This window comes from Sporomusa sphaeroides DSM 2875, from assembly GCF_001941975.2.
In the GTDB taxonomy this organism is placed as follows: domain Bacteria; phylum Bacillota; class Negativicutes; order Sporomusales; family Sporomusaceae; genus Sporomusa; species Sporomusa sphaeroides.
In genome coordinates, this window is record NZ_CP146991.1 from 2,493,266 (window position 1) to 2,515,481 (window position 22,216).

Annotated in this window: 23 protein-coding genes; 7 read left to right on the top strand and 16 right to left on the bottom strand. The window is 46.3% G+C overall.

Annotated elements, in window-relative coordinates; genetic code table 11:
* Positions 1–59 precede the first annotated feature (59 nt).
* Positions 60–1,361 (top strand): DEAD/DEAH box helicase, encoded by a 1,302-nt coding sequence (locus tag SPSPH_RS11715; RefSeq protein WP_075755841.1) that lies wholly within the window; start codon positions 60–62, stop codon positions 1,359–1,361.
* A 118-nt stretch (positions 1,362–1,479) separates the two neighbouring features.
* On the opposite strand, the gene SPSPH_RS11720 is transcribed toward SPSPH_RS11715, so the two are convergent.
* The 5 genes from SPSPH_RS11720 to SPSPH_RS11740 all read right to left on the bottom strand — a co-directional run bounded on the left by SPSPH_RS11720 (position 1,480) and on the right by SPSPH_RS11740 (position 6,440).
* A complete protein-coding gene (locus tag SPSPH_RS11720; protein WP_075755842.1) occupies positions 1,480–3,534 on the bottom strand; it encodes a DNA topoisomerase III in 2,055 nt (684 codons plus the stop codon).
* A gap of 57 nt (positions 3,535–3,591) precedes the next feature.
* Entirely contained in the window at positions 3,592–4,008 is a 417-nt protein-coding gene (locus SPSPH_RS11725) for a GNAT family N-acetyltransferase (protein ID WP_198930903.1), read from the bottom strand.
* A 111-nt stretch (positions 4,009–4,119) separates the two neighbouring features.
* The gene (locus SPSPH_RS11730; protein ID WP_075755843.1) at positions 4,120–4,413 is read right to left on the bottom strand and encodes a tyrosine-type recombinase/integrase; all 294 of its coding nucleotides are present in this window, start codon (positions 4,411–4,413) and stop codon (positions 4,120–4,122) included.
* Positions 4,414–4,506: 93 nt separating this feature from the next.
* Positions 4,507–4,890, bottom strand: a complete 384-nt coding sequence (locus tag SPSPH_RS11735) for a hypothetical protein (RefSeq protein ID WP_075755844.1) — start codon at positions 4,888–4,890, stop codon at positions 4,507–4,509.
* A gap of 341 nt (positions 4,891–5,231) precedes the next feature.
* On the bottom strand, positions 5,232–6,440 hold the full coding sequence (locus SPSPH_RS11740) for a DEAD/DEAH box helicase (RefSeq protein WP_075755845.1): 1,209 nt from the start codon (positions 6,438–6,440) through the stop codon (positions 5,232–5,234).
* A 150-nt stretch (positions 6,441–6,590) separates the two neighbouring features.
* On the opposite strand from SPSPH_RS11740, the gene SPSPH_RS11745 reads away from it, so the two are divergent.
* Positions 6,591–6,905, top strand: a complete 315-nt coding sequence (locus SPSPH_RS11745) for a hypothetical protein (RefSeq protein ID WP_075755846.1) — start codon at positions 6,591–6,593, stop codon at positions 6,903–6,905.
* 227 nt (positions 6,906–7,132) lie between these two features.
* On the opposite strand, the gene SPSPH_RS11750 is transcribed toward SPSPH_RS11745, so the two are convergent.
* The 4 genes from SPSPH_RS11750 to SPSPH_RS11765 form a co-directional block, all read right to left on the bottom strand.
* Positions 7,133–8,491 (bottom strand): PFL family protein, encoded by a 1,359-nt coding sequence (locus SPSPH_RS11750; protein WP_075755847.1) that lies wholly within the window; start codon positions 8,489–8,491, stop codon positions 7,133–7,135.
* Between the two features lie 23 nt (positions 8,492–8,514).
* Positions 8,515–8,784, bottom strand: a complete 270-nt coding sequence (locus SPSPH_RS11755) for an ACT domain-containing protein (protein ID WP_075755848.1) — start codon at positions 8,782–8,784, stop codon at positions 8,515–8,517.
* 141 nt (positions 8,785–8,925) lie between these two features.
* The gene (locus tag SPSPH_RS11760; RefSeq protein WP_075755849.1) at positions 8,926–9,846 is read right to left on the bottom strand and encodes an NAD(P)/FAD-dependent oxidoreductase; all 921 of its coding nucleotides are present in this window, start codon (positions 9,844–9,846) and stop codon (positions 8,926–8,928) included.
* A gap of 60 nt (positions 9,847–9,906) precedes the next feature.
* Positions 9,907–10,659: a flavin reductase gene (locus tag SPSPH_RS11765; RefSeq protein ID WP_083945486.1), complete on the bottom strand. Its 753-nt coding sequence runs from the start codon at positions 10,657–10,659 to the stop codon at positions 9,907–9,909.
* Positions 10,660–10,902: 243 nt separating this feature from the next.
* Here SPSPH_RS11765 and SPSPH_RS11770 point away from each other — a divergent pair, with 243 nt between their 5' ends.
* From SPSPH_RS11770 to SPSPH_RS11780, 3 genes are all read left to right on the top strand, one after another.
* Positions 10,903–11,193: a transposase gene (locus tag SPSPH_RS11770; protein WP_075755850.1), complete on the top strand. Its 291-nt coding sequence runs from the start codon at positions 10,903–10,905 to the stop codon at positions 11,191–11,193.
* A gap of 11 nt (positions 11,194–11,204) precedes the next feature.
* Positions 11,205–12,068, top strand: a complete 864-nt coding sequence (locus tag SPSPH_RS11775) for an IS3 family transposase (protein WP_233138955.1) — start codon at positions 11,205–11,207, stop codon at positions 12,066–12,068.
* Positions 12,069–12,218: 150 nt separating this feature from the next.
* Positions 12,219–12,428, top strand: a complete 210-nt coding sequence (locus tag SPSPH_RS11780; protein WP_075755852.1) for a DUF896 domain-containing protein — start codon at positions 12,219–12,221, stop codon at positions 12,426–12,428.
* A gap of 103 nt (positions 12,429–12,531) precedes the next feature.
* Here SPSPH_RS11780 and SPSPH_RS11785 read toward each other — a convergent pair whose 3' ends face one another.
* The 3 genes from SPSPH_RS11785 to SPSPH_RS11795 form a co-directional block, all read right to left on the bottom strand.
* Complete coding sequence (locus SPSPH_RS11785) at positions 12,532–12,915, bottom strand: DUF1540 domain-containing protein (protein ID WP_075755853.1); 384 nt, start codon at positions 12,913–12,915, stop codon at positions 12,532–12,534.
* A 58-nt stretch (positions 12,916–12,973) separates the two neighbouring features.
* A complete protein-coding gene (locus tag SPSPH_RS11790) occupies positions 12,974–13,207 on the bottom strand; it encodes a hypothetical protein (protein ID WP_075755854.1) in 234 nt (77 codons plus the stop codon).
* A 129-nt stretch (positions 13,208–13,336) separates the two neighbouring features.
* Positions 13,337–14,653, bottom strand: a complete 1,317-nt coding sequence (locus tag SPSPH_RS11795; RefSeq protein ID WP_075755855.1) for an APC family permease — start codon at positions 14,651–14,653, stop codon at positions 13,337–13,339.
* 142 nt (positions 14,654–14,795) lie between these two features.
* Between SPSPH_RS11795 and SPSPH_RS11800 the strand changes: the two genes are divergently transcribed.
* Both SPSPH_RS11800 and SPSPH_RS11805 read left to right on the top strand, forming a co-directional pair.
* Complete coding sequence (locus tag SPSPH_RS11800) at positions 14,796–16,190, top strand: [Fe-Fe] hydrogenase large subunit C-terminal domain-containing protein (protein WP_075755856.1); 1,395 nt, start codon at positions 14,796–14,798, stop codon at positions 16,188–16,190.
* 119 nt (positions 16,191–16,309) lie between these two features.
* Entirely contained in the window at positions 16,310–17,659 is a 1,350-nt protein-coding gene (locus tag SPSPH_RS11805; protein ID WP_075755857.1) for a pyruvate carboxylase subunit B, read from the top strand.
* A 64-nt stretch (positions 17,660–17,723) separates the two neighbouring features.
* Here SPSPH_RS11805 and SPSPH_RS11810 read toward each other — a convergent pair whose 3' ends face one another.
* The 4 genes from SPSPH_RS11810 to modB form a co-directional block, all read right to left on the bottom strand.
* Complete coding sequence (locus tag SPSPH_RS11810) at positions 17,724–19,385, bottom strand: nucleoside kinase (protein ID WP_075755858.1); 1,662 nt, start codon at positions 19,383–19,385, stop codon at positions 17,724–17,726.
* A gap of 141 nt (positions 19,386–19,526) precedes the next feature.
* Positions 19,527–20,672: a hypothetical protein gene (locus SPSPH_RS11815; protein ID WP_075755859.1), complete on the bottom strand. Its 1,146-nt coding sequence runs from the start codon at positions 20,670–20,672 to the stop codon at positions 19,527–19,529.
* 163 nt (positions 20,673–20,835) lie between these two features.
* Positions 20,836–21,519 (bottom strand): ATP-binding cassette domain-containing protein, encoded by a 684-nt coding sequence (locus SPSPH_RS11820; protein WP_075755860.1) that lies wholly within the window; start codon positions 21,517–21,519, stop codon positions 20,836–20,838.
* Positions 21,520–22,203 carry a molybdate ABC transporter permease subunit gene (gene modB, locus SPSPH_RS11825; protein WP_075755861.1) on the bottom strand — a complete coding sequence of 228 codons (684 nt, stop codon included), beginning with the start codon at positions 22,201–22,203 and terminating at the stop codon, positions 21,520–21,522.
* Between the last annotated feature and the right edge of the window lie 13 nt (positions 22,204–22,216).

Below are 22,216 nucleotides of genomic sequence, written 5' to 3' on the forward strand. Positions count from 1 at the left end.
TTTACGGCTTGTGCAAACTGACTTTACCGCATACTATGAAAAAGAAAGGTGTGCCTTCTATGTCGACAAACTTTTCAGCCTTAGGCATCCGCCCTGAGTTGACTCAATTTTTAAAAACAACAGGAATTACCCGTCCTACCCCGATACAAGCCCAGGCAATTCCTATTTTGCTGGCAGGCAAAGATGTTATTGCCCAAGCCCAGACAGGTACCGGCAAGACACTGGCCTTTTTGCTGCCCATTTTGGAAAAAATAAAAATTTCGGCACCCCATGTACAGGCTTTGATTATCACCCCAACTCGGGAATTAACACTGCAAATTACGGCCGAGGCCGCCAAACTGGCCAATATCCTTGGCATTAATGTCTTGTCGGTACATGGCGGCAAAGCGGTGGATGAGCAAATCCGCAAGTTGAAAGGTCAGCCTCACATCGTAGTCGGCACACCAGGCCGCTTGCTTGACCATGTCAGACGTAAAACGCTGGTGCTTGCCGGTGTTTCCCGGCTGGTGCTGGATGAGGCCGATCAAATGCTGCACATGGGCTTTTTAGAAGAAGTGGAAGAACTGATAAAGCTGACTTCCAGCAAACGGCAGACCCTGCTGTTCTCGGCAACCATGCCGCCGAAGGTACGGGGACTGGCCGCCCGTTATATGGACAAGCCGGCCGATATCCGCGTCCAAACGGAAAATGTAACCTTGGATGAAATCAAACAAATCATGATTGAACTGCCTGAGGCCGGCAAGCTTGACAAACTCTGCAGCCTGATTGATGAACAGCAGCCTTATCTGGCCATTGTATTTTGCCATACTAAAGAACGGGCCAAAGCTGTCAATACTGCCCTTATTCAGCGCGGCTATAAAGCTGACGAGCTGCATGGCGACTTGTCACAGGCTAAACGTATGCAGGTTATGCGCCGGTTTAGCGAGGCAAAGCTGCAAATCCTTGTTGCCACAGACATTGCCGCCCGGGGCCTGGACATTGAGGGCGTCACCCATGTCTTCAGTTATGATATCCCGCACGACCCCGAAAGCTACATCCACCGCATCGGCCGGACCGGACGGGCCGGTCAAACCGGGGCAGCCATCACCTTCATTAGTCCTGGTGAACACATGTATCTGCGGCTGATTGAGCAGGGAATCAAGTCTTCTATTGAAAAATATAAAGCCAACGGACAAAAAGTAATTAAAAATGCGAAAAAAGCTTCTCCGGCATCAACTAAGAAGATTACGGAAAAACCGGTGACTGCCAAGAAGACTGGCGACAAAAAAGCCGTCAGCCATGGCGGAAACAATCTCCGTAGCCGCCGGAAACCTAAAGCAGACGCAGCGAATTCCGGCAGCAAAGCTCCTAGAGGCAGATAAAGAAAACACGGCTTGCACCGGCCTTTGGCGACAGTGGAAGCCGATGTTGCCCTTATCCTGCTCTTAAGAAAGTGATACTTTCTGTTAGGATAAATAAAAGCACAAGGGCAAGGCGTAATCAGCCTTGCCCTTGTGCTTTTCGTACCGGTATATCCGGCTTGTCATTTTTATCATCAAAGGATGCCCGGCAGGCCGGGTAACGGGAACAGCCCCAGAACTTACCATGCTTGCCGTTTCTAAGCTGCAGTACCCCTTTGCGGCAGCGCGGACAGTGGTGATCACCCTTGAGCGGGATGTCAGCCCCTTTGGCCTTGGTACAAAGACTGGCCGCAAACCGCGCCTGCTGTCCCAAAAAAGCATCCAGACTGGCACTGCCTTCTGCCATTTGGCGCAAAATATCTTCCCATAAGGCGGTAAAGTCAGGATAAGTGAGCTCTTCCGGCAGCATATCCACAAGCAGATACGCAGGTTCGGTTGGTTTGAGGTACTTGCGTTTGGTTTCTTCCCGCAAAAAGCCACGTTCAATAAGTTCTTTGATAATGGTGGCCCGGGTGGCTTCAGTCCCAATGCCGGCCACATCTTTCAACTGCTTTTTTAAATCCGGGTTTTTAACATATTTATGAATTTCTTTCATAGCCGCCAGCAATGTGGCTGCCGTAAACCGGCTTGGTGCTTTTGTTGACTTCTTTTCGGCCGAAGCCTGGATAAAGCGCGCCCGGTCCCCTTTGCTCATGGCCGGCAGTGTGCCGCTGTCCTCTTCTTTCTTTTCTTCGGCTTCCGCACCATATACTTCTTTCCAGCCCAGTTCCTTGATAATCCGGCCATTGGCGGTAAACCTTTCGCCGGCATGTTCAAGCTCAGCCCGTGTCTGGTCATAGACATGCACCGGATAGAACTGGGCGATATATGCCTGGGCAATCAGAAAATATATATTTCTTTCGGTTTCATTTAATGCGGCAAAATTGCAGCGCTCCACAGTGGGAATAATGGCATGGTGGGCTGTAATCTTTTTGTCGTTCCAGGCCCGGCTGCGAATCAGGCTGTCTGCCTTGCCAGACCAGCCAGCCAATTCACGATGGGCCAACCCTGTCAGATTACCAAGAATTACGGCAGCATCATCCTGTTGTGACTCAGGTAAAAACTCACAGTCAGAACGCGGATAAGTAGTTAATTTTCGTTCATACAGCTTTTGGGCAGTATCTAAAACCACCTGCGGGTCATAGCCAAACTTTTTGCCTGCCATAACCTGTAGTGTCGATAATGCCAGCGGCAATCGCTGCGGTTCTTTCTTTTCCGTTGTTTCGCATGAGATTACTGCCGCCGGCTCGGTGGCCGCCTGCAGCATTTCCAGCAGGGCCTGGGCAATCGCCTTATCGGCCAGCCGGCCTTCGGTATCAAGACCCGACTGCTCCTCCCGCGGTTTCCAATAGGCTGTAAAAATAGTGTCACTATGCTCAAAATCAGCTTTGAGCGTAAAATAGTCTGCCTGCTTAAAATTCTCTATCTCGCGTTCCCGGCGAACTACCAGCGCCAGTGTCGGGGTTTTAACCCTCCCAACCGGGAGTGTCGTCCGGTGACCGGCCCGCTGCGCCGCCAGGGTATAAGCGCGGGACAAATTCATGCCAATCAGCCAGTCAGCCCGTGACCTGGCCAGCGCCGATTGCTTCAGGTTCTGAAAATCCTGGTTGTCGCGAAGATTGGCAATGGCCTTCCTGATGCTTTGCTCATCAAGCGCATTTAAAAGCAGCCGGCGCACCGGCTTTTGGTTATGTACATAGTCCAGCACTTCATCAATTAAGAGCTGCCCCTCCCGGTCAGGGTCACCGGCATGAACGATTTCATTGGCCTGCTCAATCAGGTTTTTAATAATCTCAAACTGTTTTTTGCAGGAATCGGCCACAAGCAGCTTCCAGCTTTCCGGAATAATCGGCAAGTCTTCTACCCGCCATCTTTCATATTTAGGATCATATTCATCCGGCTCAGCCTGGCGCAGAATGTGTCCATAACCCCAGGTAATGACCCCGCCGCCGGTGTGAATACAACCGTCCTTGCGGCTTGCCGGTCCTGGCAGGCATTTGGCAATTTCCGCTGCCATACTCGGTTTTTCAGCAATATATAGTCTATGTAAAGTTTTAGGATATGTTAAGTTAGGGGGTAATTTTTGCGATTCCATTGGTTTTTGTCCTCCATAGTCTTTCCATAATAAGCTGCTAATAAATGACTAGTATTTTTAAAGTTTCTTTTTGAAGCCCTTATTTTTAGTAGGACTATATCCAGCAGATTCGTAAAATTTACAGGCATCAATCCTATCAATTTCTGTAACTAAAATTATTTGTGTACAATTTTTATCGATAGCAATTTTCTCGATTTCAGCAATCAAGGCTTTACCAATTCCTTTATTTCTACATTTATTATCAACTATCATATTTTCCAAAATCATAAAAGGTTTACAATTACCGTATAATTCTTCACAAATAACACCCATAACTGAACCAATTAGACGCTCATTTTCTACAGCACTTAATAATATATGTGTACCATTTTCGCAAACCTTCTTAAACTGGTCATACATGGTTTCAATGCAAGAATCTTCATTCCAAAATTGCCTATATATATAACTGTGATAACTCAGGAATATCGCTTGCAACCATTTTGCGTATGATCATTTTAACAATCCATCCTTTTCGTTAATTTTTAATATGTTTATTAAATTATAGATGAACTGTGTTAATTTCAAAATACTCCTGATAAATTCTATTTACTTTCCAAAAGTTTTTAGCCACTCCATTAAACCGTCATCGTCTGTCCATGCAGGAAATTGTACCTTTGTTTTAATTGGATTTGCAGCTTCTAAAGCTTTTCGCTTTTGCTCATTATCTGCTCTTGCATAAACTTCTGTAGTTTTTACATCACTGTGTCCGAGCAAGTCGCGGATATAAATTAGATTCACATCTGCTTGCAACAAATGCATTGCCTTTGAATGTCGAATGCAGTGTGGTGATAACGTATCTGGAATTAAAGACGGGATTACTTGCCCGCGCTTCGGCAGCATACTTTTTGAGTATATACGTAATACCAGCTCTAGTAAATTTCTGTTTCTCCCGATTACAGAATAAGGGATGATCTATTTCATTAGGTTGTAGTTTTAAATCTTTAAATAGGCTTGGAGCAGTTTTTCCGTCCCTGAAAGAAGTGGCACAATCCTAGCTTTCCTTCCTTTTCCGACAATTCTTACCGTTGCCGGAGAAACAAAACGTATATCACCAACAGTAAGATCTGCACGGTTAACAATAAATGCGGATTGTTTTTCTCCCATACAGTGCCCATAAATATCCCGTATAAACTTTTGTCGGAATTCTTCATTGTATGGAGTAGGTGCGTTTTCAGTTACATAAGCCATAAGTACAAGCCAAACAGAGTTCATACGATTTTTAGCGCTTGCGCTATAATTTAATTCTTCCAGTTTCTCATTAAGAGCTGAAATGTACAGACTTAAATCTCCAGTTGAAACATTATTTCTTGCTTCCATAAAGCAACCTCCTTAAACTAGTAATTTATGGTTTAATTACTAATTTAAGTGTTGCATTTTAATGATAATATTATGTAAAGTAAAACAGAAAAAAAGATAAATAAAAGGAGGTGTATGAGGATTTTGGCCTCATAAGAAATGTCTTTACATAAACTTTTTTATGCGAAGCTTAACATTTTATAGTCTCACTTAACAACTGGCCCCTTCCACATAAGTCATGCCGCCGTCAACACGGTATACCTCATATCCTTATATATTAGCATACATGATAATATCTCTGCCACCAAAAGGAAGAGGAATAGTAATGCCAATGTGGAATATCCTAAGTGCAGGTTCTTCCGTCACTCCCCACGCGGCGCGGTAATCCCGTTTCTGGCTTTGCGTGCATCCGGCTTCGGCCGGCTGCCGGATTTCTTATCAAAAACCTTACCGCGGGCAATCTGTTTTGGCAGCATTTCAATCTGCAAAGTCTTTTCATATTTAGCAATCAGCGGCAGTTCCCGCGGTGAAACTAATGAAATAACCACCCCGCTGCTCTTTGCCCGGCCGGTTCGCCCGGCACGATGCAAATAAACCTGCGGATCTTCCGGCAAATCCAAGTTAAATACATATCCTATCCCCGGTATGTCAAGTCCCCGGGCTGCCAGATCGGAGGCTACCAATAGTTGAAGCCTGCCGCTTCTAAAGCCATCCATGGCCTTTTTCCGGTCTTCCTTAACAAAGCTGCCATGAATACCAGCCGCTGTCAGGCCGTGGTAATTCAGCTTGTCAACGGTAAGCTCAACATCATCACTTTTATTGATAAATACCAGCGCCTGGGCAATATTACCACTGCGGATTATTTTACGCAGCACCTCAAATTTATCCCGCCGCTCTGACACAAAATACACATGTTCAATGTCAGGCATCGTCTCCGCCCTGCCTTCAACTTGCACCAGCTGCGGCTTGTTCATCAGTTCTTGCGCCCGGCTAAGCGCCACCGGCGTTATTGTCGCCGAAAACGCCAGCAATTGCCTGTCTTTTTGTGTGGTTTTCACTACAGCTTTGATACTGTCCATATTTTTGTCGTCAAGCAGTCTGTCGGCTTCGTCCAGAATAATGGTCTTAATAGTTTGGGTATTGATCTTCTTCTTCTGAATGAGCTCAAGAATTCGCCCGCCGGACCCGGTTATGATATGCGGCTTGTCCTTTAGCTTTTCGATTTGCCGCGCAATATTGACATCACCAATCAGAGGCGCAGCCATTACCGGCAAGCCTGAATGATTTGCCAGCATTTCTATCTGACGCTGTATCTGAATGGCCAGTTCATGGGTGGGCGCCAGGATGCAGGCTTGTGTCTCACGTTTGTCAACAGCGAGCTTTTGAAATAATGGCAGCAAATAGGCCAAAGTTTTACCGGTACCTGTGGGTGATTGGCCGATAATATCTTTACCGGCCAGCGCCAGTGGAATTACCTCGCTTTGGATAGCAGTCGGAGCTGTCAGACCGGCTTTGGCCAGCCCGGACGCCAGCGTTGTATTAAGCCCCAGTTGTGCAAATGTATTTTCCATATATATTAAATCTAAGCCTCCCAGATTGTTGTTTTTTAGTCCTAACAGAAAGTATACCCTGTTTTATTCATTCTCATGGTTTATTCCACACACCTGCTTTATTACCTCTAATCTTGACAAATATGACCAAACTAATAAGGAGATGATCAAATGAGTGATACTATTGTAAATTTTTATGGAGCTCTTGGATTTGAACAAACAGAAATTGAGGATAACCTGGTGGTGCTGGGTATTGAGCTTTCTGCCACAGGTGACTATGCTTTACTCACCGATGATAACGGCAAAATGCCGGACAACCTAAACCAGCCTGTTACTTTTGCCTGTTATACACCGGATGATGCCTATCTTTGGAACGCCGGTTTCAAAAACTCCGCTCTATTCAAAGAGGTTTGGGAGACAGCAGCTACCATTGAGGACAAACTGGCTGCCGTCCGCAAATATCGTGAAGCCAATGAAGTATTCTAGTACCTTGTCTTACCTAAAATTTGAGATTAGATAGCAAGGATTTTTTCGCCCTGCTAGGCGGAGGAGCCGCGCATATCGGACATATGTAAGGCGACGACAACAACGCAGGGCGGAAAAAGACTGCTATATAATCCAAAGAATTAGGTGAGACGAGGTACTAGCATAGCTGCCGAAAGGCGAGATTGCACATATGCTGGCAATCTCGCCTTTATTCATTTGCTGCATTTTTAGTTGGTCAGGCTGCGGACCGGTGCCGGAATTCGCCCGCCGCGGGCAATAAAGTCATCAGATTTGAATTTGCTGACAGCCAGTATCGGGCTATAGCCCAATAAGCCGCCGAACTCAACACTATCGCCAACTTTTTTGCCGGGTACGGGAATAATCCGGACAGCTGTCGTCTTGTTATTGATCATGCCAATGGCGGCTTCGTCGGCAATAATGGCCGAAATGGTAGCCGCCGAAGTATCGCCAGGTACGGCGATCATATCAAGGCCAACCGAACATACACAGGTCATGGCTTCCAGCTTTTCTAAGGACAGGCTGCCACGCTCGACGGCAGCAATCATGCCGGCATCTTCACTGACAGGGATGAAAGCGCCGCTGAGACCGCCAACATGCGAGGAAGCCATTAAGCCGCCTTTTTTGACAGCATCATTCAGGAGCGCCAATGCGGCTGTTGTCCCGGGAGCTCCACAACTTTCTATGCCCATCTCTTCCAGGATATGTGCTACACTGTCACCAACTGCGGGTGTCGGGGCCAAGGATAAATCAATAATGCCAAAAGGATGACCAAGCCTCCGTGCCGCTTCCTGCGCCACTAATTGGCCGACACGGGTAATTTTAAAGGCCGTGCGTTTGATGGTTTCGGCCACAGTGCTAAAGTCGCGCCCGCGCACATCTTCCAGCGCCCGTTTGACAACACCGGGACCTGATACTCCCACATGGATGGTAGTCTCTGGTTCACCCACACCATGGAAGGCCCCTGCCATAAACGGGTTGTCCTCCGGTGCGTTAGCAAATACCACAAGCTTGGCGCAGCCTAACGCATCCCGGTCTTTGGTGCGTTCAGCCGTAAGCTTAATGATTTCACCCATTTCCCGGACGCAATCCATATTAATTCCGGCTTTGGTGGAGCCCAGATTGACTGAGGAACATACTCTCTCGGTTACGGCTAGCGCCTCCGGAATGGAGCGAATCAATATGCGGTCACCATTGGTGTAGCCTTTTTCCACCAGTGCGGAAAATCCGCCGATAAAGTTTACACCCACTTCTTTAGCCGCCGCGTCCAGCGCCCGGGCCACTTCAACATAGCTGTCGGTCTGGCAGCTTTCGGCAGCAATGGCAATAGGAGTTACCGAAATACGTTTGTTGATGATAGGAATACCATATTCGGCCTCAATGTCTTCTCCTGTCTGCACCAGCTTCTCAGCCGTACGGGTCACTTTATCATAAATATTGCGGCAAAGCACCTTGCTGTCCGGATGACCGCAGTCCCGCAGGCTGATACCCATCGTAATCGTCCGGATATCCAGCTTATTTTCTTCAATCATGCGGTTAGTATCATTAACATCCTGCATTGTGAACATATGTATTACCTCCAAGCTTACGACTACACACGGTGCATTATTTTAAAGATATCTTCATGCTGCACTTTGATATCAAGGCCCATGGCAGCACCCTTTTCTCCCAGCAGGTGACCCAGATCCTTCAGGCTGATAATGGACTGACCCATATCGACAATCATAACCATGTTAAAAAATCCATTAAGTATATTCTGATTGATATTAAGGATATTAACATTGTTTTCTGCCAAAATGTTGCTAATCATGGCAATTATGCCAACTCTGTCCTGCCCGACAATTGTTATGACAGTTTTCACATTCTCACACTCCAATAAAAATCGTATTCTATCTACTAATGGTATGAATAATATTATACTCATTTTCCGGAAAAAGCCAAGTATAACTGAGAAAAGAAAAACACCTGCCACATATGCAGGTGCCGGTCCCTTGGCTTGCTGTTAAGCGTTTGGCCGTTTGTGCAGCAGAAATTCATACGCTACTAATGCTGCTTTAGCACCATCGCCGGCAGCAATTACAATTTGCTTGTCAGGGCCGTTGGTGACATCACCGGCAGCAAACAAGCCCGGTAGTTTGGTGCGTGTACGGCAATCGGTGTTAATTTCGCGGTATTTGTTAAAGTCCACTACTCCCTCACAATATTCGGTGTTGGGCTCTAAGCCGATTTCCACAAAAATTCCCTGCACATCAAGTTCTGTTTGTTCCCGGGTATCATTGCTGACCAGTACCAGCTTTTCCACCGCTTGCGAGCCTGTAATGGCGGTTGTCGTGTAACCCATAAATTCAACGACAGGGCGCTTAAGTTCTTTAAGTTTTTCAATAATAATCGGGTCAGCGTTGTAGCCGGCAATGGATATCAGGTATACTTTTTCGGCAATCGGGCTGATTTCAATAGCTGCCTGCAGCGCCGAGTTGCCGCCGCCGATTACGGCTACCGTTTTACCGGCATACAGGGGGCCGTCGCAGGTAGCGCAATAACTGACACCCCGCCCGGTAAACTCAGCTTCACCCGGCACTGCCAGACGGCGCGGCCGCTTGCCTGAAGCAACAATAACCGTTTGGGCCCGATATTCTTCCCCGTCGCCGGTTACACTAAAGGTGCCATCATCATTGGCAGCAAGTTTGGTAACTTCTTCATATTTTATTTCAATCGGGAATTTCCTCACCTGTTCATCAAACTTTTCCATCAGCTCCGGCCCGGTGACAAACTGATAGCCCATATAATTCTCAATATCCATGGTCCACATCGGCTGTCCGCCAAACTCTTTAGTAATTAGCAAAGCATTCATCCTCTTGCGCGCCGCATATACGGCTGCCGTCATCCCTGCCGGTCCCCCGCCGATAATAATCAGCTCATACAAGATTATCACCCTCATGTTTATTATTTCTTTTCTGTGAGGATGACTGGCGTACGCCGCTAATCATCCTTTTTTGCTCCTATAAAGACTATATGTCAGTGCTTCCTCGTTTGCTACCATTCTGCCGGCAGTCACATCAGCGATAAAGAGTGTATGGGTACCGACATCCAGCGTTTGCAGTACCTTCGCTTCAACATAAGCAAGACAGTTTGTGAGGATCGGGCAGCCGTTCTGCCCGGAAAGATATTCTATCCCGGCAAATTTATCTACATTCCGGCCTGACTGATAACCAAACCGCCTGACAGCCTCGGTTTGCTCGGTTCCCAGCATCGACACGGCAAAAATGCCACTGTCCATAACATATTGATGGGTCAGATTCCTTTTGTTAAGACAAATAGAAATCCGTAACGGCTTGCTTGTCAGCTGAAATACGGTATTGCAGCATTGTCCGTTGATGCTGTTATCTTTAATGGACGTAACGATGTACAAGCCATAACTGATTTTATCCATCGCAGAATTCGCGGTATCCAGCCCGGCTTCAGCTACCGCCTCACGGGTGAGTGAGACAGTCTCATCCAGCAGCAATACAAATAGTTCTGCGCTGACACCACATAAGGGACAGCTGTCCGGTGGAGTATCGCCTGTATGAACATAATCGCACACCGTACATTTCCAGCGTTTTCCCGGCTGCCTTTGTTCAACTTTTTCCGTAAAAATAGCAAACTCTTCCGGCCCCACCCCGCAAACCGGACATTCTGCCGGAGCTTTTTCTCCTTCGTGTATATAGCCACATACATTACAACGCCACTTATTCATAAATTTTTCTCACCTTTCCCGGTATAATAGTCATAGTATCTTAATTCGGAATATAGAACTATTTTCCTTTAATTTTTATCCGATGACTAACTCGCTCTAAGACTCCCCCCTCTCCAGGTGGGAGTAAGAGCGACTAAGTCCCTGGATAAGGGCGACTAACCTTCAGATGGGGTTAAAGTGAACCGTAATGCCTTTTGTGGACATCAAGAATGGTTGGTACAATAAAGCCAGGAGGTGTCCAACATGAAAGGTCAGCGATTTGATGCAGAGTTCAAAAAAGATATCGTGAAACTTTATCTAAGTGGAGCTCGTACTTGCCCCAGTTTGGCAGCGGAACTAAGAATTCACGAAAATACGGTCTATAAATGGATTCAACAATATAAAAGTGATCCAGAACATGCTTTCCCCGGAACAGGAAATCTCAAGCCCGATGAGGATGAATTTCGTAAAGCGCAACGACGCATTAAGGAACTAGAGAATGAAGTCGCTATTTTAAAGCAAGCAGCGGTATACTTCGCCAAAAACAGCAAATAAGATATCAGTTTATCTACGATTATCGCTCCCAATATGCTGTTAGCGATTTATGCCGCATTTTAAAGGTAGCCAGAAGTGGATATTACGCCTGGGTGAAAGCCGGTTGCCCGAAAACCCACGATCGGGATGCTGTAGTAGTGGCTCATATTCATCAGATTGAACGAGAACATGATCACAATTACGGCGTTCAAAAGGTCTATGAAGAACTAAACGACAAAGGGATTATCATTGGGCGCAGCAAAGTGCAGCGAATCATGCATGCTCATGGCATCAAAGCCCAGATAAAAAGCAAATACAAACCTCAAACCACCAAAGCTGACCCGAATGAACAAGCCTTTGACAACCTGTTAAATCAAAACTTTGAGGTGCAAGAAATAAACAGAGTGTGGCTGGCTGACATCACCTATATCCGAGTGGGCGGCCAGTGGTGTTATTTAGCTTGTATCTTAGATTTAGCCAGACGCAAAATAGTTGGGTGGGCTCTGGGCAATCGCCCTACAGCAGACCTTGCTTGTAAAGCACTTAGGATGGCCATTGTAAAAGAAAAACCTGCTGAAGGTCTCATCCATCACTCCGACAGGGGCAGTCAATATACATCGCACAAGCATAAAGACTTGCTGAAAGAACATAACATCCTTGGCAGCATGAGCCGGAAAGGCAATCCCTATGATAACGCCCCGATGGAATCCTTCTTTCGGCTTTTAAAAGTGGAGCATGTTAAAAAACGGTCCTTTGCTACGCTAGGGCAGGCTGCGGCCAGTATCGAGGCCTGGATCAGCTATTACAACACACGTAGAAGACATAGTGCCTTGGGTGGCATTTCGCCGCTATGCTACGAGATCAGAAGAAACTCGCCATTTAATCTGTCCGCGTAGGCCAATATGGTTCAAAACCCCACCTGAAGCTAAGTCTACTTTATTTTCATTCTAACTTGCACATTTGTCAATAATTTGTTAGTATTTTTTACATAATAGGAAGAATATTTCTTGCTATTATATTAAATAATGAAAGTGAGGCAATCACTTATGATAACAGCACAATGCATTGCCAGAATAAATGAATTGGCAAAAAAAAGCCGTGAAACAGGACTTACTGATAACGAGCGTGCTGAGCAGGCTGAACTCCGCCGCCGTTATATTGAGCATATTAAAGGTCAGGTTAAAGTCCAGCTTGACTCGATTAAAGTTGTTGACCATGGCGACCAATGCGGGTGCGGCTGTCATGACAAGCATTAAATTTTAAGTAACGCAAGATTACCAATGAAAAGCCACAAACATTGTATCGATGTTTGTGGCTTTTCATTATCTTATTTTTCGGGCCTTTGCCTGCTAATTTTAATTACTTCTTTTTAAAAGTTTCGCAATCGGTATCTGTGGTTTTCGACGCATTAGTACCGGTTACGTGAATCTGGTCGGCGCCGCAATAGTTGCCATTATCCCAAAACTTACATTCATTAACAAAGCATTCAACAGCCGGAGTGATTTGAGTGCCTTCCAGAAAGGCCGCCGACACACTGCCGCCAACATTGGCATTATGCAATGCGCCAATCATATCGCCCACTGTTTTGCGGTGATGGAAAGCTTTACATTGGGTGTCTGCTGATTTTGCTGAATTACCTTCCATTTCATCATTGTAAACGCTGATTTTTGCTGCCATGCATTGGTCACCTGGCATATAGTGAGTACATTGATCAACAGTACATTTGACAATCGGATTAGACATAGGTATTCACTCCTTTATTTTTTTTTAGTATCTGCCTGTCGGAACATTTTTATGCCAGCTACATGGCCACCAGCGCCAGGATTTCTTGCCTGTCATAATCACATTCCGGACAATAGAGCAGATGTATACAGTACGCTTCAGACTGAAACGGCAATGACTGCGCTTCCATATAAGGACTATAGGGCCCGAGATAGTTATTGAGTGCACCGCCATCCAGCATAGTCTTGCCACAGTGCGGACATTTTTTTTCAACCTGCTGCAGCGCATTGCACAATGGACAAACCTTTTCCAAAAGGCTCACCTCATAACATACAAACTAGAATATCATCTTATAGGTTCCCCATTAAAGCCTTTTTATGCTTGCTGTCAGAATAAAAAAAACAAGGCGCAACAGCATTTTGCCGTTGCGCCTGAACAATACTTATTTTTTTCGTAAAAGCATATATGCCGGAATACCTGCCAGCGTAATGCCCAAAGCATATAAAGCGTCGCCGGGGTTATGCACCAGCATGCTAAACGCAATATATACGGAACCCAAAATAGCGATACCTGGTACGATAGGATAACCGGGTACACTGTAAGACCGTTTGGCTTTAGGGTTTCGCTTGCGTAAGATAAACACTGCCGCAAAGGCCAAAATATAGAATGCCCAAATAATGAACATAGCCATATCTGTCAAACGGTCCGGATCGCCCAGAGTCATGAGCACTGCCGCCAAAATTACTACCAGCAGTAAGGCATTGGCCGGAGTACCGGATTTGCTGTGAACCTTCCCTAAGAGCTGCGCCCCGGGCAACAGACCGTTTTGCGCCATGGCAAAAGGCACCCTTGCCCCGGTTAAAATGTAGCCGTTAAGTGCGCCGAAAATCGAAATCAAAATACCAATACTGATCAGTTTCCCGCCCATTTCACCGAACAGCAGCCCGGCAACTGTACCTGCGGCCCGGTTGCCGAGAAGAGCAATTTCAGAAGCCGGCAGCATATGAAATAGCGCTAGATTAATGGCAAGGTAAGCCGCCATAACAATAGCCAAACCGGTAATGATAGCCCGCGGCAATTCTTTTGCCGGATTTTTCATTTCACCGGCAACAAAGCTCACATTAATCCAGCCGTCATATGCCCACAAGGTTGCCAGGACAGCAGCCCCCATACCTGCGGTTTCCCCTATCCCGCCCGGCATATTAAGAATCTGTCCATTGCCTTGCCACAGACCAAAAACCGCAATAAGTATAATGGGCACAAGCTTAGCGGCAGTAGCTGCCGACTGAATCAAGCCGCCATATTTGGCTCCCAGTGCATTGACACCGCCCAAAAATGCAACCACTGCAATGGCTACCGGCAACTTCCAGGTTTCAGGGAAATTAAAAAATGGCAGCAATAATGTGGAAAAATATAAGCCCAACGCCCCGGTTGTCGCCGGTCCATAAATGAAGGTCTGTACCCAGCCGAAAAGATAACCCCACATTTTGCCGTATACTTCATCCAGATAGGCATAGATACCGCCTGTTTTCGGTATCTGCACCCCCAGCTCGGCTACAGTAAGTCCTGCCGCGATGGTAATAATGCCGCCTAATCCCCAGGCCGCCAAAGCCATAGTAGAGTCACCGGCAGCCTCGATGACTTTGCCGGGCTTCATAAAAATCCCGGAACCAATAACCATGCCGATTACCAGTGTCGTGGCAGTCAGCAGCGAAAGGTCTTTCCTCAAAACAGACTCGGTTCGTATTTCTTTGTCCATATGTCTCCTACTATCTAATATAATTTTAAATTCATTGCGCTACTACAATAGCAAATAATTGCACAAACTACAACAGGAAATTCTACATAAAACGTCAAATTATACTATTGGTAATAAAATCATAATTGGATGGGTGATAACAATGAAGAAAAGTACTCCTCCCGATCTTAATATCAGACCTAGAATCCTTTATCAAGTTGCAAAAGCTGCCTGGGAAGGCCAACTTTTCGAACGTAAAGAGGAAATATGCCATTTACTGCAGTCTGAATTTGAAGATAAAGCTACCAGAAGACTTGTCGCCAATCAGATTCGCATTGCCATGGGTCTTGAGCCCAACAACTCGGAAGAGGTTATTAATGAATATGATGAAGAAGCCCTGATGGGTATGGGCAGCGAACCCATTGTCCTGGCCAATCCGGAAGCTTGTAAGGATTGTAAAACCGCCAACTGCCAAACCACTTGCCCAATGAGCGCGATTACCCGTGATGAACTTGGCCGCCCTTGTATCGATAAAAATAAGTGCGCCAGAGACGGTTACTGCATCAATGCCTGCGAATTTGGCGCGCTGGCTGATAAATCACAATTTGTACCACTGATTAATTTACTTAAGCAAAATACCCATAAAGTATATGCCTCTGTTGCCCCGGCGTTTACCGGCCAGTTCGGTCCTGAGGTAACGGCAGGCAAACTGCGCAGCGCGCTATTAAAGCTGGGCTTTAGCGAAATGGTGGAAACAGCCTTGTATGCCGACCTGATCACCATTAAGGAAGCCTTTGAATATGATGAACATGTTAAAGATGAACATGATTTCCTAATCACCAGTTGCTGCTGCCCTATCTGGATTAAACTGATCGAAAACAAATTCCCTGACTTAATGGGCCATATATCGCCGTCAGTATCCCCGATGGTTGCCTCAGGACGGGTAATTAAAGAACTTGAACCAGATGCCAAAGTGGTTTTCATTGGCCCATGTGTAGCGAAAAAATCGGAAGCACAACTCCCTGACCTGAAAGGCGCCATTGATTTCGTCCTCACCTTTCAGGAACTTGCGACCATTTTTGAGGCAGCTAATGTGAACCCGGTTGAGGAAGCGGATGAAGAAAACCCCTTAGCCTCCTGGGGCGGCCGGCTCTATGGCCGTACAGGCGGCGTCAGCGCAGCCGTAGGTACCACAGTAGAAAAGCTTATCCCCCGCCGTGCCGAAAACTTCAACCCGGTCAAAGTAGACGGTATACCTGCCTGTACCAAACTATTGGAAGATATTCGGGCAGGCAAACTGGATGCCAACTTTATCGAAGGCATGGCTTGCAAGGGTGGCTGTGCCGGTGGTCCCGGCAGACTTATTCCGCCGGAAGAATGCACCAATTATATCAATGACTATGGCAACGCTTCCCATGCCCATACACCGGTGGAAAATCCCCAGGTATACTCGATCCTTACCAAACTTGGGCACTATAACGGCATGCCTGCGATGACAGGCTCCAGCAAGATGGCGGCAATTTTGGCCCGTCACCTGGAACCTGCCAGAAAAGATTAATTAATGTATACAGTATATTTTTTTCATTGCTACTGGTCAAAGCAGCAAAAACCGTCTAAAATTTAAGTATTGCCATTTTACTAATTGAATTATCAAACTAATAAGTAAGGGGGACTTTCATGAATACAGGTATTCCATTAAAAATTACGGAAACAGTCCTGCGCGATGGGCATCAGTCACTGGCTGCCACCCGTATGCGCACTTCGGACATGCTGCCGGTATTAGAGCAGCTTGATGAAATTGGCTATTTCTCCATTGAAGCTTGGGGTGGCGCTACTTTTGACAGCTGTCTGCGCTTCTTGAATGAAGATCCCTGGGAGCGTTTGCGCACAATTAAAAAGTATTTGAAAAAAACCCCCATTCAAATGCTTTTACGCGGCCAAAATGTACTTGGCTACAATCATTACGCCGACGATGTTGTCAGCGAGTTTGTCAAGCGGGCAGTTGATAATGGTGTGGGAGTAATCCGAATTTTTGATGCCCTTAATGATGTCCGTAACCTGGAAGCCTCCATGCGTGCCGCCAAAGAGTCGGGAGCGCATGTACAAGGCGCGTTCGTATATACCATCAGCCCTTACCATAACAACGATTCTTTTCTTAAAGTAGCCAAAGACCTTGTCAGTCTGGGCAGCGACTCTATCTGTATTAAGGATATGGCCGGCCTGCTGGCGCCATATAAAGCCTATGAACTGGTAAAAACACTGAAAGCCGAAATCAATATACCCATTCACCTGCACACACACTACACCAGCGGCATGGCCTCTATGACTTACTTAAAAGCAGTTGAAGCCGGTGTTGATATTATTGACACCGCCCTTTCACCATTCGCTATGGCTTCCTCCCAGCCGGCTACCGAGGCCATGATTGCCGCCCTCGAAGGCACTGAGCGTGATTCCGGCCTCAGCAAGGAGAAGCTGTTCCCCATTGCCGATCATTTCCGGACTATAAAAAAACAACTGACTGAAACCTTTAATCTTAATACCAACATTGAAATTGACACCAAGGTACTGTCGTTCCAAATCCCCGGTGGCATGCTCTCCAATCTTTTAAACCAAATGAAAGAACAGGGTATGGCAGATAAGTTCCCTGATCTTATCGAGGAAATGCCCAAAGTGCGGGCCGAGCTCGGCTATCCGCCGCTGGTTACACCAACAAGCCAGATTGTTGGCTCCATGTCGGCTTTCAACGTTATGTTGGGCCGCTATAAAGTTGTGCCACGGGAAATCAAAGATCTTGCCCGCGGTAAATATGGCCGTACCCCGGCTCCTATTGACCCGGAATTCTTGAAAACGCTAATTGGGGATGATGAGATTATCACCCACCGTCCGGCTGACGACATCAAGCCGCAAATGCCTGCCCTTCGTCAGGAATTGGCTGAAAAGGGTTATCCTAATGCCTCTACCGAAGATGTATTGTCTTATGCCGTATTCCCCGAGGTTGCCCTTAAGTTTTTTGAGTCCAACCGCTAACACACAGTTGGCTGTGACCGTAAAAAAATATCACCCTGCTTAAAGCCGGGTGATATTTTTATTGCTATTTTTCAAAACAAGACTTGCCGATAAATTCACGCAGAATGGAATTTTGCGGAATTTCATTATCTTCCACCGGAATAAAGTATTCCAGGAAGTTGAGCAGCCGGCGAGCTTCCGAATACTCTGAGTTGTCTGGTGTAATCTTTTGCAGCAGCGGTTCGGCGTATTTCTTGAGCACCGCCAATTCGTAAATGAGCGCCGAATTAAACATTAAATCGGCTTCTTCCTGAAATGGGAAAATGTTGCGTTCCTCGCCCCGGCGTACCGATGGCCACATCTTGAGTGTCATCAGCGCGTCATGGGAACGAAACTCACTATCGCGGACAATCCTGCGAATAAGACGGGCATCGGTTGTGGGAATGCGATTGTGGCTGTCTATCGACAATTGCGTTAAGGCACTAATATATATTTTAATTTTACAGTGACGGGGCACTGAACTTGTTAAACGTTCATTAAGTCCGTGGATGCCTTCGATAATCAGTGGCTGGCTTTTGTCTACCTTAATACGGTGGCCCCGGTATTCACGCTGCCCTGTTTTAAAATTAAAGGTAGGCATTTCCACTTCTTCTCCGGACAAAATCCTGGCCAGATGAGAATTAAATAATTCCAGATCAATGGCTTCAATCGATTCAAAATCATACTCGCCATGTTCATCAACCGGCGTTTTCTCCCTGTCAACAAAATAATCGTCCAGTGAAAGCGGTACCGGCCACACCCCGTTAACTCTTAATTGAATATTAAGCCGCTGGGCAAAGGTAGTTTTTCCTGATGAGGAAGGACCGGCTACCAAAATAACCCGAACTTCGTCACGGTGCGAAGCGACAAAGTCGGCTATCTGGGCTATCTTTTTCTCATGCAAGGCTTCCGCTACTCTTATAATATCTGTTATATCCTCTTTACCAGTGCACTCATTCAGGTTGGCTACATAGGCGCACCGTAAAATATTTCCCCATTGGGCGGCTTCTTTAAACACTTTAAACAATTTTGGATTCTCAACAAATTTGGGCAGCACATTAGGATTATCCTTCTCAGGGAGCCGTAAGATGATTCCCGGTGGATAATATTTAAGTTCAAATACTTTTACATAACCGGTTGAAGGTGTCATATTACCATAAAGATAGTCATACACCTGGCCACAGTAATAAATATTGACGTTTTCCTTGTCAAACTGTTCGAGCAGACTGACTTTTTCCCGCTGTCCTGCTGCCTTAAACATTTCGATAGCTTCGGCCTTAGGCAGAGTTTTACGAACAATCGGCCGGTCCTCCTCAATAATTTGGCGCATATGCTGCTCAAGTTTTTCGACGTCTTCCGGCATAATATCCCGTCCATGATGCAGTTCACAGTACAGCCCTTTGCTCAAGGAATGCTCCACCGTTACTTCACTGCCTGGAAACAGTTCCTGAGCGGCAGCAATCAAGACAAAAGTGACACTGCGCTGATACACTTTCATCCCGGCCTCACTCCGGAGATCAAGGAAGTCTACCACACTGTCCTGTTCTAGCACATTCTGCAGATCCCTTATGGTATTGTTTACTTTTGCGGCTACCACCGGTGTAGTATACCTATGAGCGGCATCCCGGCTAATTTCCAGCAGTGTAACACCTTTCTCATACTCGACAGTACGTCCATTGGAAAAGGTTACACTTATTTTTTCCGACATGTGACAGGCCCCCTCATCAGCGATAAACTTTCTCTAAACTATATATATGCTAATTCAACTATATTCCCCCATTCTCCTGCCGCAATAATCAATTAACATAAGAAGAGCATGTATGCTAAGTTTTGGCAAAAGGTCAATCGGTTAGAGAAATCTCTGACCTACTTTTCTCTTATGAATAACCGCCAGGCAGCCCAGATTATTTAAATTTCTTGCAAAACACTCAATCGAAATGTCCACACCGGCAACGGTATGCATAAACATACTCCTATTGCCGATAGCAATACTCTTGCCGACAAATTTTTCTCCCAGTGTGCCTGCCGGCATCTCCTCAAATTTACCTGAAAACGGATAATCTGTATTTACATCAGCCTCCACACTTTGCCGATAACCGGCCGGATACTGAAATAGCTGATGCTTTCCACAGGAAATCGACAAATATTGTGCCACTCCCGGTTCATAACAAAACCATTTTAGCCGGTTGCTACATTCTTGATACGGCAACCGGAAATGTTTTCTGCCAATACCCTCTAAGACAATCAGCGCGATCTTCTTGTTTCCGCCGCAAGCGCGGATATGCTCACAGATACCGGTAATATCAGTTATTTTTCCCAGCTCTGTATATATGGGAACTACTTCATTGCGCGCCGGCATCATAACCGGCTGCGGCACTGCCGGTGTTTTAAAACAATATCCTGCTTTTGCCACCACCAGATATTCCGGTAAACGCCGGACATCCTCCTGGTGACCGTCAAATTCCCGGATAAATTCCGCTTTGCTGACAACCCTTTCTACTTGCTGTAGATTATGGACATATTCAAAATCTCTCCTGCTTGCATTATAAAGCCCTGCATAGCGGGTGGAACAGCTTGTACAAACTGCCGCACCATCCAGTTTGGTCAAATCGATCCAGCCCTCAATAGTTATCATATCACCGTTGCCAATAATTATCGGAGTAAATCCCGATTGTCTGACAAAACGTTCTATTTCGCTAAATAGCTCATCAGTCATAGCATCCCATGCAATATCCGGCAGCCGCGTATACCGGGCAGCAAAATATTGCTGCGCGTAGCTTAAAAATACAAGTTGGGGATTATATTGTTCCAGCATATCCAAAGCGGTATCCGTTACCCAGGTATTGCTGCGCAGGTCGGTATCCCCGGGATAAGGATGCCTGTCCAGCACTTGCCTTACCAACCGGATAAGTGGTGTATCCTCAGTGCGTTTTTTACCGCTTTTAAGATCCAACACATTTTGCCAGCCATTCACATCCACGATAGCAATACTCATCTAACCATCCCCCGCCCATATCAATATCACCGGCCACAAAAGCTTTTATTATAGCCGTCTTCCAATATCCTCATATATAAAAAATCAACTAAAAGAAACTACTGCTCTTTTAGCTGATACAAGCCTGCTTTATACTGTTCACAAAATACCCTGCCGTGCACCACTAACCAACACCCTGACACTGAAGCAGCTCCGCAATTGGCAAAGCAGCGCCGGCTGTTTGCCTGCCCTTTTCTAAAAACAAAAATTGATTCCCCAATGCCTTGGCCTCTGCAAGATCATGAGTGACAAGAATAAAGGGAATATTCCAGATACCCTGAATCTTCTTTAGCTCTGCCTGTAATTCCAGGCGGGTATCACTGTCAAGTGCCGACAAAGGTTCATCCAGCAACAGAATCGCCGGTTCTGCCATCAACGCACGGGCCAAAGCCACTCGCTGCTTCTCGCCGCCTGATAATTTCTCAATAAACCGTGATGCCAAATGCTCAATACGCAACAGCCCCAACAATCGTTCATAGAGCTCCTGGGATCTGCTGTCATGTTTTTTAACACCATACCAGATGTTGCGTTTAACATCCATATGCGGAAATAAGGCAAATTCCTGAAACATGTATCCCACACGCCGCGATTGCGGCGGCATGAAGGTTTTTGCCGCTGAAGAAAACAAAACACATTCATTATGAATAATATGGCCTTCATCCGGCCTTAAGAGACCGGCAATGGCCCGCAGAATGGTTGTCTTGCCCGCACCTGAAGGGCCAAACAATACCAAAATATCGTTGGCGACCGTAAACTTAATATCCAGCGTAAAATCCGATAATCTTTTCTTCATAGCAACCTGCAGCATTTAGAACAACCCCCTTACAGACGTATCGCCGGCTCTCTTTTTCGACCAGACATTGAGCCAAAAAATGAGGAGAAAGGTTATACCGCTAATCAACAGGACATAGGTGCCGGCAAGCGTCAAGTTATTGGATTCTGCCGCGAAATAAATTGCCAGCGGAATGGTCTGCGTTTTACCGGGAATATTACCGGCTACCATGATAGTGGCTCCGAATTCGCCCAGTGCCCTGGCAAAGGACAATACCAGCCCGGCAACCAGACCCGGCCAAGCCAAGGGGATGGTTATTGTCAGAAAAACCCGCCATTCACTGGAGCCTAACGTCCGGGCGGCGTCCTCAAGGGTACGATCCACCCCCTGAAAAGCCGCTTTGGTACTTTGATACATCAGTGGGAATGCAACTACCGTGGCAGCAAGCATTGCTGCATATGGCGTAAAAATAATCTGGGTATGGAAGGTTTCTGACAAAAACTGTCCTATCGGCCCTTGTTTGCCAATCAAAACCAATAATACAAAGCCGGTTACCACAGGCGGCAATACCAAGGGCAATGCAAAAACTGCCTCCAGTGCACTCTTGCCGGGAAATTCAAAGCTTCGCATCGCATAAGCGGCAGCTACTCCAAAGGTGAATACAAATATTAATGAGACAAGTGCAACCTTGACCGACAAAAGGACTGGCTGCCATTCCATAACATACACCTAC